The 13,781-nt window shown below is 42.7% G+C and carries 9 protein-coding genes; 2 read left to right on the forward strand and 7 right to left on the reverse strand.

Features of this window, described 5'->3' with window-relative positions; genetic code table 11:
• Positions 1-219: 219 nt before the first annotated feature.
• Entirely contained in the window at positions 220-1,260 is a 1,041-nt protein-coding gene (locus tag Q8M62_RS18480; RefSeq protein WP_304901258.1) for an endonuclease/exonuclease/phosphatase family protein, read from the forward strand.
• Here the strand turns inward: Q8M62_RS18480 and Q8M62_RS18485 are convergent.
• Entirely contained in the window at positions 1,250-3,511 is a 2,262-nt protein-coding gene (locus Q8M62_RS18485) for an RND family transporter (protein WP_304901259.1), read from the reverse strand. The two genes, Q8M62_RS18480 and Q8M62_RS18485, sit on opposite strands and share 11 nt — an antisense overlap.
• A 124-nt stretch (positions 3,512-3,635) precedes the next feature.
• Between Q8M62_RS18485 and Q8M62_RS18490 the strand changes: the two genes are divergently transcribed.
• Complete coding sequence (locus Q8M62_RS18490; protein ID WP_304901260.1) at positions 3,636-4,430, forward strand: thymidylate synthase; 795 nt, start codon at positions 3,636-3,638, stop codon at positions 4,428-4,430.
• A 155-nt stretch (positions 4,431-4,585) separates the two neighbouring features.
• Here the strand turns inward: Q8M62_RS18490 and Q8M62_RS18495 are convergent, their stop codons facing one another.
• Genes Q8M62_RS18495 through Q8M62_RS18520 form a run of 6 tightly spaced genes read right to left on the reverse strand, consistent with a single transcriptional unit; the run spans position 4,586 to position 13,690 of the window.
• Positions 4,586-7,900 carry a hypothetical protein gene (locus Q8M62_RS18495; RefSeq protein WP_304901261.1) on the reverse strand — a complete coding sequence of 1,105 codons (3,315 nt, stop codon included), beginning with the start codon at positions 7,898-7,900 and terminating at the stop codon, positions 4,586-4,588.
• A 37-nt stretch (positions 7,901-7,937) separates the two neighbouring features.
• A complete protein-coding gene (locus tag Q8M62_RS18500; protein WP_304901262.1) occupies positions 7,938-8,504 on the reverse strand; it encodes a hypothetical protein in 567 nt (188 codons plus the stop codon).
• An 11-nt stretch (positions 8,505-8,515) separates the two neighbouring features.
• The gene (locus tag Q8M62_RS18505; protein WP_304901263.1) at positions 8,516-9,733 is read right to left on the reverse strand and encodes a VCBS repeat-containing protein; all 1,218 of its coding nucleotides are present in this window, start codon (positions 9,731-9,733) and stop codon (positions 8,516-8,518) included.
• The gene (locus Q8M62_RS18510) at positions 9,730-10,518 is read right to left on the reverse strand and encodes a fibrobacter succinogenes major paralogous domain-containing protein (protein WP_304901264.1); all 789 of its coding nucleotides are present in this window, start codon (positions 10,516-10,518) and stop codon (positions 9,730-9,732) included. Before Q8M62_RS18510 ends, Q8M62_RS18505 begins: the two co-directional genes overlap by 4 nt.
• Before the next feature lie 12 nt (positions 10,519-10,530).
• A complete protein-coding gene (locus Q8M62_RS18515) occupies positions 10,531-11,610 on the reverse strand; it encodes a hypothetical protein (RefSeq protein WP_304901265.1) in 1,080 nt (359 codons plus the stop codon).
• 10 nt (positions 11,611-11,620) lie between these two features.
• Positions 11,621-13,690, reverse strand: a complete 2,070-nt coding sequence (locus Q8M62_RS18520; RefSeq protein ID WP_304901266.1) for a M48 family metallopeptidase — start codon at positions 13,688-13,690, stop codon at positions 11,621-11,623.
• Between the last annotated feature and the right edge of the window lie 91 nt (positions 13,691-13,781).

The following is a 13,781-nucleotide window of genomic DNA, read 5'->3' on the forward strand; positions in this document are numbered from 1 at the left end:
AAGGATGAGTACGTAAAATTAATCCAAATCGTCTCATTCCAACTATTCAACTTAAAATTGATAATTTTTATTATTGATAGACGAATAGCCTGCTGTGATACGTTTTTTCATTGCCCATAGCGGATCTTTAAAGTGCAATTGAAGTAATTGATGGGGAAATTGGATCGAAAATTGCCACTTTTGGGTTCGGGTCCCTTTGATGCTCTCAACCCAACCTAAATGAAATTTATAGCCGGACTGGTATTTTTAATATCACTTATCATATTCTCGAGTGTTTATTTCTCACCGGAGGTATTTGCTTACGCCGGTTTGCTTCCGTTTTTAATTCCAGTCATTATTATAGGCAACTTCTTTTTGTTTGCTGTTTTGGCATTAGCATGGAGAAGATCAGCCTTCTTCCCCCTTCTAGCCCTATTAATCGGATATAAATTTATCCTTATTTCTTTCCAGCTAAATTCTAGAAATGAAGATGCCAAAGGGCTAAAAGTCCTGACTTACAACGCGCATGGTTTTTTTTACCGGGACATGGGTACCGACGATAATGACAATGTCTTTACCTGGCTTGCGGATCACCAAGCTGACGTGAAAGTGTTCCAAGAGTTTTACCAGGATAATACCTCTGCTGGAAGAAATGCCATCAAAATCATTGGAAAAAATGGCGACTATGAACATTATTATCACATAGTAGACGGGAATGAAAAAAGAAAATCGTTTGGAATGATCATTTTCTCTCGGTACCCCATTGTAAACGAAGGAGTGGTTTTTGACAACAAAAGAAGCAACGGGACGATCTTTGCTGACATTCAGGTGGGAAGAGACACAATTAGAGTATATAATACCCACCTGGAATCCATGGCGATTGAGGCTGAATCACTGGATAATTACGATAAGGCAAAATTGGTATACCGGCAAACCTTAGGGAAATTGCACCGCGGCAGTCTTGCCAGAGCACAACAGTTATCCATTCTTTACGAACACCTGAGCAATAGTCCTCATCCCGTAATACTAATGGGCGATTTTAACGAGATTCCGTATTCATACGCCTATTTTAAGACAAGCGAAAAACTCGTCAATGCCTTTGAAAAGGCCGGAAGAGGCTTTGAATTCACCTACAATCGAGTCTTGTTCTTTCTTAGAATCGATCACATTTTTGCTGATCCTAGTCTAAAACCCATTCATTTTAATACCCATCGGGAGGTTGATTACTCAGATCATTATCCTGTCACCGCTACGTTTACCTGGGATAGTTTTAATCCTTAGATCTGGATTCGGTTTTTTTGTCCCATACCTTCTTCAGAGGAAAAAGCAACAAGGGCAGCAAAAATAAATCTGCCAAAAGTGCAAAAATAAGCGTAAAACTAATCAGCAAGCCCGTGAAGTGGGTGACTCCAAATTGGCTGAAACTAAGCAACGCAAAACCTGCAACCAGTATTACCGAAGTAAGCATTATTGCCCGGCCCGCTTCCATAAATGTTCTTTTGATTGCATAAAGCAGATTTTTTCCGCGATCCAATTCGGTTTTAAGTTTTGTCATAAAGTGAATGGAATCGTCTACCGCAATCCCAAAGGCCACCGTGAACAGAATCGAGGTAGTAAGCTTAAATTCGATTCCAAGCAAATACATTAAGCCCAGCATCCAAACCAATGGAATAACATTGGGAATCAGCAAAATGAAGGAAAGTCTCCATGATCTGAATAAAAATCCCGCAACTATTCCCACCACTACAAAAGCAAAGAGCAAGCCTTGAAACATTTGTCGGGTCACGGATTCGTGTCCATGATCTATAAGAAAGGCTGTACCCGTCCATCGAACATTTAATAAGTTAGGGTCGATTTCTTTTTTCACAAACTGGAGAAACTCCCCCCGCTTATTTCCCATTTCTAAACTACCCAAATCACCTACTCGACCACTGATCCTGCCTGTTTTTTGGTTCGAACTGATCACTTTCGGCCCATCCAGTTTGAGAATCTGATCAAAATATCGGCTCATTCGAAGAAACTGACCCTGAGATGGGAAACTGTAGGCAGCAATACTGCCTCGATTTTGAGCTTGATTTAATGATTTGACAAGACTTACAGGAGAGATGAGCTGCCTTTCTCCAAAAGACTCGGTCAGCTTCGTTTCCAATTTTTCTATTTCTCGGAGTACCGCGTAATCAAAAAGGGAATTGGCACTATCCCCTGTCGAAAGGTAAATCTCCAGTGGATTAGAGCCCCCAAACTGCTCGTCAAAAAAAGCAAAATCCTCCTGAATAGGATGGTCGAGAGGTAAGTTGTCCAGCAAATACCCATTGACTTTGAGTTGAAGTCCAAAAAAAAGAGATAGCAAAGTGATCCCCAAAAATGTATAAAGCACAAGTTTCCTTTTCAAAATAATCCATGAAAATAGGCGCTGCCAAAATAGGCTTGCAGGTTTCTGAAAGGCTTTCGCTTTTGTTATGGGAAATAAATAAAGTAATCCGGGGGTGATCACAATCAACCCAAAAAAGAGGACAAGTATCCCAATGGCAGTCCAAAGTCCAAATGCTTTCAGTGCTGGAATGGAAGTAAAATAAAGTGAGAAGAAACCGACAGCGGTGGTGAAGATCGTTAAACTTACCGCAAAAGTAAGTTCACGAAAAGTCTCATAAACTGCCTCCTCCTTACCTTTTCCAATTCTGATTTTTTTTATCAGATGCGTGAAATAATGCACCAGCGCACTCAAACCCACAATCAAAAAAATAGTAGGCTGCATCACCGACATGATATCGAGTGATTTTCCAGAATACAAAATCACCGAAAAAGCCCAAAAAATCCCAATGCTCAAAACCAAAACAGGTACTAGTACGCCCCACCAAGTCCGGAAAATCAATACAAGCATCACTAAAATCAACACTAGGGATGCACCTAAAAAAAGACTAAACTCCTCCTGCATCAAGGTGACAAAATCACCCTGAGTCTGTATTTTTCCTGCGACTGCGAGTGGTTTGAGCTCACTTTGTAAAAAGACTTCCTTAATCTGATGATATAAAGTATCTCCCTGTTCTTTGCTGAGCTTGGGATTATTTCTGATCAGAAATAGCAGACTTTGCCCGTCTTTTGAAATTAATGAGCCTTCAAACTGTTTTAGAGCAGGCCCGGAATACTCCAGATTTTCAGCACTTTCCCAATCCAGCACTTTGTTAAAACTTATTCCAAAAAGTCCGATCACAGGCATTTCCAAGTCAAGTATGGAAATCAAAGTATCGACTCCGTCGAGGTTTGAGATTTCTTTTTTTAGCAGATCACTTTTTTTCAAAAAATCAATGGATGTAAGGCTTCCACTTGGATTTTGAAGTGCAATCAAGAGGTAATCGTTATCGCTCTCAAAGTCCTTTTCGTACTGTTGGTAAAAAGCCAAATCCGGATCATCCTGTGGGAAAAACTGTTCAAAGTCATAGTTGAATGAAGGAACCGGCGGGAAAACCAGAATCATGATGCTTAAAAAAATCCCAAATCCGAGAAGAGTTAACGCTGTAGATTTCCTGAACATTCGCTTGAAAAGGAGGAGTTGGTTTTGGACATGAAGGTACTTTTTTAAAAAAGCAATGCACTCAAATTGTTTTTAAATTATTCGAATCACTTAACTTGCCAACAAAGAAATCCACAGAAAATTCATGCAGCAGTACCACGATTTGATGCGGCGAATCCTTGATGAAGGAGCCAAAAAAACAGACCGAACCGGGACAGGCACCCTTAGCGTTTTTGGACATCAGATGAGGTTCAATTTGGCAGAGGGATTTCCGGTGGTCACCACCAAAAAACTCCATTTACGCTCTATCATCGTAGAATTGCTTTGGTTTCTCAGAGGTGAAAGCAATATCACCTGGCTCAAAGAAAACGGCGTGTCCATTTGGGACGAATGGGCTGACGAAAACGGTGATTTGGGTCCGGTCTATGGCTATCAGTGGAGACACTGGCCTGACGGAAAAGGCGGGGAAATCGATCAAATCAAGAACCTCATTCATCAGATCAAAACCAAGCCGGACAGCCGTCGTCACATCGTCAGTGCTTGGAATGTGGCCGATGTGGACCACATGGCACTGCCGCCCTGCCATACCATTTTCCAGTTTTATGTGGCAGATGGCAAGCTCTCCTGCCAACTCTATCAGCGAAGTGCGGATGTGTTTTTAGGCGTTCCATTCAATATTGCTTCCTATGCTTTATTTACGATGATGGTCGCGCAGGTTTGTGATCTGGAGCCGGGAGATTTTATCCATACTTTCGGTGATGCACACTTATATTCCAATCATTTGGAGCAAACCGAGCTTCAACTCAGCCGTGAAATCCGACCACTTCCAACCATGAAAATCAATCCAAATGTGAAGGATATTTTCGAGTTCAAGTATGAGGATTTTGAGTTGGTAGGCTATGACCCTCACCCGCATATCAAGGCTGCGGTAGCGATCTAGATTCGAAATTTGAGATTCGAAATTTGAGATTGGGCTGGAAAGGGACTTTCAGCCTTTTCTTGTTTCCCCATTCTTCAAAGCAATCTTTTGGGGATTCATTTTTTAAAAATAAGAATGACTATTCTAAAGTTTGAAACTTTGGAATTGTCCCTTAACTATTTTAAAACCGGCAATTGAGCGATCAACCCATCTGCTTTTACACCTGATCTCAGGCCGATGGCCATTTCCACTACCTTGACTTCGAATTCGTATTTTGTTGCGACTTTCCCTACTGCATTGATTTCAGTTTTTGCCCCAATATCGATAGGTGTGTACATCCATTCCTTCGTGGCTGAATTACGACCAAATTTCAAATAGCCCTTATTGCTTACTCCAGCTTCCACTTCGAAAATTCCTCTTGCACCTAAATTCCAACTAGCACCTATGCCACCTCCAACTGTAATTTCTTCCACCGAATCCCAATTTTCATTCAGTTTGAATTCAATCTCTCCCTGTATCCCCTCTCCTGCACTGATGGAGATGGTATTGCAGGTGAGTCCTGCCTTAGCCACACCCATTCCCACCACGAATTTGATGGGACAAAACTTATCCTCCCACACCATCAAAGGACCAAGAATTTCCTCCTCCTCATCTGTAGAAAATATATCGCAATCCTGGGGGAAGTAAATTGGGTATTGGACCAAAATATTGCGCATGTCCTGTAAGTAACTCTGCTGAAGCCCCAAAACATCTGCTGCCTCAGTCGACTGCATCCAGATCGGCATCCAATAGGCCAAGGTGTTGTAATGCTCCCGACTGATGAGTTCCATTCGGGAAGCAAACTGACCTATAATTTGATGTGTAGCACTGTAAAATGACTCTAAGGCTTTATTCTGGTCCAAACAGGCCTCTTTTTGGATTTGCATGAGTTTGACTTCTTCTTCAGGCGTACCACCTTCAAGCATATCCATTGCATTATTTCTTTTCTTGATGATTTCCCCTAGAGCAATCGTGTATTTGGAATACTGCTCCTTGATCTTTTTTTCAAGATATTGACCTTCTTCACCATACTGCTTGTGGTACTTATTCCAGCTCTCGGTGACCACTGTTTGAGCTAAAAGTTGAAGCTCGGTAAAAGACCCCTGATTCATCACCGCTTGTGCAATCACGCTTAAATCAAAAGGTGCTTTGGTGGGATCCTGTTCATTTTTCTCTTTTTGCCGCTGAATACCTTCCAAAGTTCCGGCGATTGTGGACAAGGCTTTCTCGATCGTTTCAGCCTGATCTTCGGCTTCATCAAGGGAAGAAATTGGTGCCGGAAGCCTGAACTCATCGAAAAGCTTTAGGGCCGATTTCTTTTTTCGGCCTTCATAGATCAAGTCTGAAATATCCCAATCCGGATCTACCTCTTGTAGCAAGGCCACAGCTTCCTCATCATAGGAACTCTTGAGGCTTCGGCCCAAAGCACCCGCACAAAGTTTTTTATTCCCTGCACGATAATGCCCAAAGGCAAGAATCTTGTTGGCATTGGGATGAAGTGAATCAAGCTCCACTGTTTTTTGGGCTAGTTTCATTGCTGATTGAATATCTCCCAAGAAATAATATGCACTGGCAGCATTGCCCAATACCAGGGAATTTTCGGGGTACCGGTTCAACCAATAATTTAGAATCGGCAAAGCCTTTTCGGGGTACCCGCTTTTTTGAAGGTGTACAGCAAAATTATTGGCAGAAAGTCCATTCTCAGGATCTACTAGTGAAGCCTTGCTATGCAACTGAAGAGCGATGGAAGGGTTACCCGAAAACCAAACTCCGATCGCATTCCTTGAGTAATCTTCCGATGTGCTGATTTTCTGGGTCTTCACCAAATTATCTGAAGCAGAAAGGCTTTGCCCAGACATCGCTCCTTCCACCGAAGTCTTCAAGGATTCCAGGTACTTGATGTATTCGGCTTGGGTTTGAACTTTTGGAAGTGCATCAAGTGCTGGCGAGCGTTCGGGGAATTGGATTGTGAGTTTTTGGGAGGAATAAGATCGCTTGGGAAATACGTCACCAAGCATCCCGCCCATTGGCATGCTCAGTGGCGGAAGTACAAAACCCAAGGCAGGAAGTTCATCTAATTTGTCCAGGAAATTATCGCCTCCTTTAGGTTTGGCTTCAGCAGTTGCTAAAAAGGTCTGAGGACCCGTATTTCCGAGAAGTTGCAGGAGCTCAGCAAAGTCCCAATCCTTTCTTAATCGGTACGCCAGTTCATTGAGATGTTTGTGCCGATTTTCATTATTGGTAATCTCTACAGCGATAAATTGCGGTACATCCGGGGCCAAGGATTTGTCAAAATACTCTGGATTGATAAATGCGAATTGCGTGTTTTTGCTCCATCCCCGTTCAGGTTTCGGAGCTTTCAGCTTCTCCAACACAGACGCAGTTAAACTGATTTCATGAGTTGGATTGGTTTCTATTTCACCGATAGGTTTGGATAGAATTGATTCCGGCTCTGAATTAAGGTAATCTTTAATCAAACGTACACTTTCCTGATATTCCTGATCCACTTCAGAATTACCTCCGGAAGTTTTATTTTTTTCTTCCTCGAGTTTGGTTTGATAAAATTCCTCTGCCTTCTGAAGTCGGTTAGCCAGATTGTCTTTAGAATATCCATAGGCACCTTCCTCAGTTAACCGCTTGATTTCGGCAATTCTTTCATCTTTTTCCGCCAAAATATCCTGAAGACTATTGGTAGGAGCACTTTGCCCGAGGATCTTTTTGAAATCCAGATAAAACCGCTCCATTTGCTTAAGGTAATAATTCAAATAGTCACGCTGGGTGACTGAAATAAAAAGTGGCTTGTCGCTGTTTCTCACCACAAAGGCATGGTAAAACCACATCCTTGAATAATCGACTACATAATCAGGAACTTCCCCCGGAAACTCATAATAGTCGATCCTGCCGTTTGATGAATGCTTCTCAGGAACCGAAAAAACAGGACGGCCATCCATCTGTACGGGAACAATCACCCCTTCTTTGTCGGTGGTTTGGACTGGTTTTGCAAATTGATTGAAATAATTAAACTGAATATCTATCCAGGCAGGGCCGGGAATTTCGATGGGGCTGTTGTCTACACAGGTCAAATAATGACTACTCGTTCTCAAATAATAATACCCCAATCTACCGGTAGCCTGATACCAAGCGTTGGTGTAAAGTGCGTCAGGATGGGAATTGCCCGGATAAAAATTCTGGTAAGAAGAGGCGCTTTTTGCTCCTGCCAATCCTTGAGTTTTCCGTTGAAGCCAAATGAGTGCAGTACCCATCCTGGGCTGCATTTTTTTCGAATCAAAATTGGCCGTCAGTTGCTTGTTGACCTGATTCGGTCCATATCTTTCATAAAAATCCGTAGCCTTCGACCAAACTAAGGTATATTGATCAGGGTCGCATGAGCTTTGGGTATATGCCCAAAACGGTGCAACTATTAAAAGGACAAGGAGCAATGCGGTTTTCATTTGCTTTGGGCTAAGTCTTGGCTCATCAAAGGGGGTTCTAGTCAACAACCATTTTATCAATTGGCAACCAAGCACTTGGGCTCTTCACCATATCTTGTAGTGGTATTGTCGTCTTAAGGGGCGCAGACCCAAACACCAATGAACTCCCAAAGTCTTCAAAGTCTTTTTCAAACTCTTCGGAATTGGTTAGGAAAATGAAGCTCATTTTCTTTTTTCCATCGGTTAGCATCAACAAAATCACTGCTTGGTTCACTTGATTGTGTTGAAAAGGAGCCACCCGAATCTTCGCCTTCCAAGCATTTTTATAATCTGAAAGATTCTCATTTATAGTCGTTCCCGGTTTGTATTGAGTTACAATCAGGTCATTCCATTCTTTCTGAAAATCAGTCTCGGGATTTCCGGAAGAAGGCAAACTGGGGTAGAGCAAAATCCTCGCGTACGTTTTCTTCGCAGGGTTTTCTATCCGATACGCCAACCAATCTTGTTGTGCTTCCTTCTTCCAAGCAGGGTTAAGCGAGAATGTTGCAATGTCGAAAGACTGAACGGACTGCGAAAAGACCGGATGGCAGAAAATCAAGAAGAGAAACGTGAGGAAAAACTTCATAACCCTGCAATTTATTTACCGGTGTTGATTGAGATTTGGAGAATGGCTTGGGCGTAATTTCCACTTGGAGCAAGATTTCCTGCAACTAAATCAGATTTCCCATCTCCGTTTATATCAGTGACTAAGGGGTAAGTGTTTACATCCCCCATGACAACTGGTTTGGAAAATCCCTGAAAACAATTCCCGACATTCAAAACATATTGCCAAGTTGCTGTCTCCGGGTGAAAAGAGACGAGGTCATCGATGCGGTCCCCATTGAAGTCTCCTGAGCGAAAAATCATATTGAAATCCGTAGCCCAACCTTGAATCCAAAATTCACCTTCACAGCCATTGACCGGACTGAAGGTCTGATTTCGATTATTGAAAGCCACAGACCAGGTTCCTTTTTGGTTGTCCCTAATCGCAATATCGGTAAACCCGTCGCCGTTGAAATCCCCCGTCATGGGTTGAGCATTGGAGATTCCCAGTCCCCAATTGCTGATCCAGGCATTTGGCGTAAAATCAACAAAAGTCCCGTTGGAAAGTGCGATTTGCCATTCACCGGTTTGGTGAAACCAAAGTGCTAAATCCCCTCTCCGGTCTCCATTGAAGTCGCCAGAAAAAGGAATAAACTGGTCACTGAAACTCACAGGAAAATCTATATACCTCTGGGAATTTGCCAACTGGTGCACTTCCACCCCAACATTGTTGACCGGAGAAACTGATGAAAGCAACCCAATCTGTCTGAGTGAGGGACTAATTCCCAAAAGATCAGGTCTACGGTCTCCGTTGACATCTGCCTCCACGGTCATAAAACCCAGCATTCCAATGGAGGTGTATTGGGTCCAATCATGGGCCGACTTGTACTCGACTGAAAATCCATCCGGACTGGAGAAAAACCAACCCAGGAGATCATTTAGGAAAAAGTCTTTATAGGCAATGTCCTTGATTCCGTCTCCATTATAATCCACCGCATGAAATGCATAAGTCCGATTGGAGGGATTGATTTCAATCGTGCGCTTGGCATAGTTGGTGTTGTTGTAATAGGGAGGAAGAAAAGAATCAGGCTGAGTGGAAGCAATGGGTTGGGTGACCGAACCTGTGCTTGAACTTGTGCCCGAAGGACTTATCGTATTCGTTTTTGTGATCTCTTGAGTTGTTACTGGTTTGGTTGTCCTTACTCGTATTTGGGCTTGGACCAAGCAGCATCCCAATAGGGATGCGATCAGCATAAGTGTTAGCTTCTTCATTTTTTTGCGGGTTTGGATTGAGGTTTTTCAGGGTCTTTGACACAGCGGCAGGAATATCCGTTAGTCGCTAAAGTGTAAATTCTCCCCACGGCGTTAGTATTGTAATGCACATGGTGATTCCAGAGGTAAAGCAGACCATAGCGGTCATCATAAACGGTTGAGGTCCAAAAATTCCCATATTGGCCTAGGGTGGTATATTCTCCATTGTCCAGACGAGAACCTGCCGGAAGAATACCTAACCTACTTGAATTGTCCCCTGAGAAACTGGAGGCTTTCCAGCCTTCTGAAACTTTCAACTTGGGAGCTATTTCCCCCCGCTCTCCGGTTCGTTCCAGTTCAGAAACCGGAATACCCAGAAATTTCTCCAACTCGTTCCAGTCTTTGTCTGTAGCCACATGCCAGCCAAGCGGACAAAGCTTGCCCGAAACGGCGGCATAGCCATTGTAAAGCAGACCGAATTTTTGCCGATTCCTGGGATTATCCTCATAGACCGCATAAGCTCCACGTTTGGTTTCCTTCCATTCCTGAGCATTCAATCCGCTTGCAATTCGGGTCGTGTCTCGGTATTGGGTGGTTCTTAGATTTTCTTTAAACCAATACTGATTCCCGATTTTGATGACTTCGTAGCGGTTGCTGTCTAGGTCATAAACTGGCTTCAAATTGACATCAATACTGTCTTTCAATTTGACATCGATGCTGCTTTTTGAGGGTGAGATGGGAGTTTTTTGTTGAGCCAACAGTGGCAAAAATGAAAACAGAAAGCAGATATAAAGAAGTAGTTTCATGGTATGGATGGGTTAAGGTTTTTCAAGCAAGGATTGGAAAAACTTAATATCCAAATCATCTATTAATGAGTTGATATTGGTCAAATAGACCTGAATTTTAGTTTCATAAAGGAAATTGATACAAAAAAATTGAGGTCTCCACTTCGGAAGACTTGTATCAAAATAACCCATATCAGGTACCACTAGATGCAGAATATTAGTATCGCCAACATTTTTGAAACCCAGAAATTCATACCAACTCTGACCCTTTTCGACGATCGCTGGTTCCTCGAGTTCTTCCGGAGAAAGATCGGTCAACAAGGCCTCAAAATCTTCGATTATCTTTTTTTGTTCATTAATCCGTTGGGTTTGTATTTGATTTTGGACTGCGCTCTCCTCATCTGCTTTGGGGTCAATTGGGACTCGAAGTTGCTCCAGTTCCTTTAAAAACCGATTCATCCCCGGCAAGTGAAAAAGAATGAACTCTTTTTTGGTCAAAGCCCGGAATGGTAGTTTATCATTCTTGGTAATGATTAAATTGAATACTCTTCGGGTTTCCTTTCCCTGAGGTTCAGTTATAATCCATTGATAGACCCCACTCTCTATTCTTTCGGGCCAGTCTTTTATTTTGAAATATTTTTCCTCCCGATCATCGGGGATTTCGGCAGCAAACAATTCGATTCCTCCTCCCTGGCCGGAGAGTTTGTTGATTTGAAAATACACTTGGGTATTACTGGAGATTTCAGGTTGATAATTCCTATTGTTTTTGGCACTGGTTCCACATACATACCTTAAGAAATATAATGAATAGATGTAGGGGTCTGCAACCCAGTTTTTTCCGTAAAATTCATTGTATCCGAAGGCATTAGAATAGGTTATCTCCATACCGACCGGAGAAAAATCGGAAGAGATTTTTTGATTAATTTTTGAAAGGGTTTCCTTTTCCTTAACCAGATCCGTTTTGCTAACATTTTGAACCGAACCGGCTATGCCAGCTTTAAAGGTTCCAGGGATGGTGGCGAGCTGAGTTGGATCACAGTCCTGAGACTTTCCAGCGGTACTTGCAGAAAAGAAAAAGAGCAAAAAAACGAAGCGTTTGATGAAGGTTTCCATTACTTGATTATTATTTGGTAGATAGTCCTCTAAGAATTCCTTTTCCTTCCATAGATGGCCCACTATTCCAGCCCCATCGTGCTTCTGCACCGACAAAGGTGGAGGATTGGTCATCGGCGAAACCTAAAGAAGCCTTTGAATTGGAATCGCTGACCAAATTGGTACTTGCCCCTGCTTTGGCACCAACTTTCACCCCTCCGTCAGTAAATCCATTTGCATCAAATTCAACAAACCCATAAATCTCCCCTTTCAATTCAGCCTTTACCGGTCCCCATTTGGCGGGTTCCGCCAAGTCAGCATCAAAGCCGAACTCTACCGAACCTTTGATTATCTGATCTGTATCCATGTTTTCCTTGACCGTGTATTTGAAAAATTTCGAGTCCAGTTTGGTGGTCATCTTGTTGCATTCAATAGTGATGGTGCCTACCCCTAAATTCAATACGCTTTTTTGCGTGCAGGTCATTTCGTAAAAATCTGCCAGCTCGCCCGTTTCGGCTTCTTCCTCTTCCTCATCATCCACATAGACGCAGGGATTGCCAAACCGGACTTCCTGACCACTAATCATTCCTAGCCAAATCCCGTGTGCTTTGAGTTTTTCCCATTCAAACTGATCTGGCATCAAACTGAATTGAAAGTAATTCATTTTCCAGCTTAGCGACTTTTTCCAATAGTCTATGGATTTTAAGTTTTCGGTTTCAAAAAGGTCATTGATTTCCCTCAGGTATTCACTCTTTATTTGATTCATTGATTGGCAATAGGCCTCCATGTCTGCCTTGCTTGAACCCTCTCCGATACGATCCCCCATGGATTCAGTCAATTCAGCCAATTTGTCTCCATAATCATCTTCGATTTTTTTGGCTTTTTCCTGAAGGAGATAACCCGCTTCCACGATTTCATCGTACTTTTTGGCCTCCAATTCTCCGTTTTCTCCCTCATAGTATTCCTGAAGTGCGCGGATCTTAGGAGAAAAAATCAACTGAGTGAATGAACCTTCTGCATTTTGACCCATTGGAACAAAACTTTCCATTTGCTTATCCATTTCCTCTTCCAACTGCTCATAAAGCATATCCATCTTTGCAGAGATCTTATCAGACATCCAACTTATACCTTCTCGATAGGCAATCCACTCTTTCTCCAATACCTCACTTTCAAAGACATTTTTAGGGTATTTAGGCCAATTCATGTGCACCAGACCCATCGGGTCTTCATTCAGGGGTGGGTAAAACGTCAAATCATTTGGGGTGATTTTATGGCCGAAGTCTTTGATCTTTTTTTCTTTCTCAGGACTATATCCGGATTTGATGCTTTTTTTCATGGCTAAGGCAGCAGCGGTTTTGTTTCCTTTTTTCTCCTCGATGACACTTTTAGTCAAATTTGCTTGGGAGTGACCGGGATAGAGCATCAGTGTGCTGTCGATGTAGGCTTCGGCCGTTGGAATGTCTCCCAATCCAAACCAGGCCTGAGCCATGTTATTCAACACGGTGCTATTTTTGGGATACGTCGAATTGAGGTATTTCAGGATGGGCAATGCTGCTTCTTCCGCCCCTGCCATAGTGAGAAAAGCCGCGTAATTATTGAGGTAATCGGCATTATCAGGATCTGATTGCAGGGTATTTCCCAGCACCAAAATCGCATAAGCGGTAGAACCGAACATCCAAAGCCCATTTGCCAGTTGTGCTTTTTCTGCCGGAGATCCGGCCAAGGCAAAAAGTTCTTGGGCATTGGATGTGGCCTTTGATCCAAATTTGGAGGAAACTCCCGCATGAACTTTTGCCAAATAGGGGGCCAATTCAGCACTTTTTAGAGTCGTTTTTTTAGCTTGTGCAATTCGGGCCTCATCTATTTCTGGGAAATCTTTCCCCTCATCTTCATTATAAGCATCGGATAAGTCCATTTTGCCAAGTAGGGACACGTCAATTCCCATTTTCTTCATCATCTCCAGCTCCTCAGGATCCAGTTCCTCCACCATTTTTTTCAGTTCCTCCTTGGTGGGAGGTTTTTCCTGGGCTGAAACTTTGACAGAATCAAACAGAAAAAGCCCTAAGAAGATCATTAAAGCGGCTAAAGTCAGGTTTTTCATTGCGCAGAAATTTGGCTGGGAAAGCCTTTGATAACATGGGAAAGCTAGTTGATCTCAACCTGTCCCGACATCCTGTAAAAAGGGGATTTTT

Origin of the sequence: Algoriphagus sp., from assembly GCF_030694375.1 — a bacterium.
Lineage (GTDB): Bacteria > Bacteroidota > Bacteroidia > Cytophagales > Cyclobacteriaceae > Algoriphagus.

Excerpts from the sequence above, each read along its gene's own strand:
- Q8M62_RS18480 (WP_304901258.1), top strand. The coding sequence starts at position 220 with ATGAAATTTATAGCCGGACTGGTATTTTTAATATCACTTATCATATTC.
- Q8M62_RS18515 (WP_304901265.1), bottom strand. The coding sequence starts at position 11,610 with ATGGAAACCTTCATCAAACGCTTCGTTTTTTTGCTCTTTTTCTTTTCT.
- Q8M62_RS18485 (WP_304901259.1), bottom strand. The coding sequence starts at position 3,511 with ATGTTCAGGAAATCTACAGCGTTAACTCTTCTCGGATTTGGGATTTTT.
- Q8M62_RS18510 (WP_304901264.1), bottom strand. The coding sequence starts at position 10,518 with ATGAAACTACTTCTTTATATCTGCTTTCTGTTTTCATTTTTGCCACTG.
- Q8M62_RS18500 (WP_304901262.1), bottom strand. The coding sequence starts at position 8,504 with ATGAAGTTTTTCCTCACGTTTCTCTTCTTGATTTTCTGCCATCCGGTC.
- Q8M62_RS18495 (WP_304901261.1), bottom strand. The coding sequence starts at position 7,900 with ATGAAAACCGCATTGCTCCTTGTCCTTTTAATAGTTGCACCGTTTTGG.
- Q8M62_RS18490 (WP_304901260.1), top strand. The coding sequence starts at position 3,636 with ATGCAGCAGTACCACGATTTGATGCGGCGAATCCTTGATGAAGGAGCC.
- Q8M62_RS18505 (WP_304901263.1), bottom strand. The coding sequence starts at position 9,733 with ATGAAGAAGCTAACACTTATGCTGATCGCATCCCTATTGGGATGCTGC.
- Q8M62_RS18520 (WP_304901266.1), bottom strand. The coding sequence starts at position 13,690 with ATGAAAAACCTGACTTTAGCCGCTTTAATGATCTTCTTAGGGCTTTTT.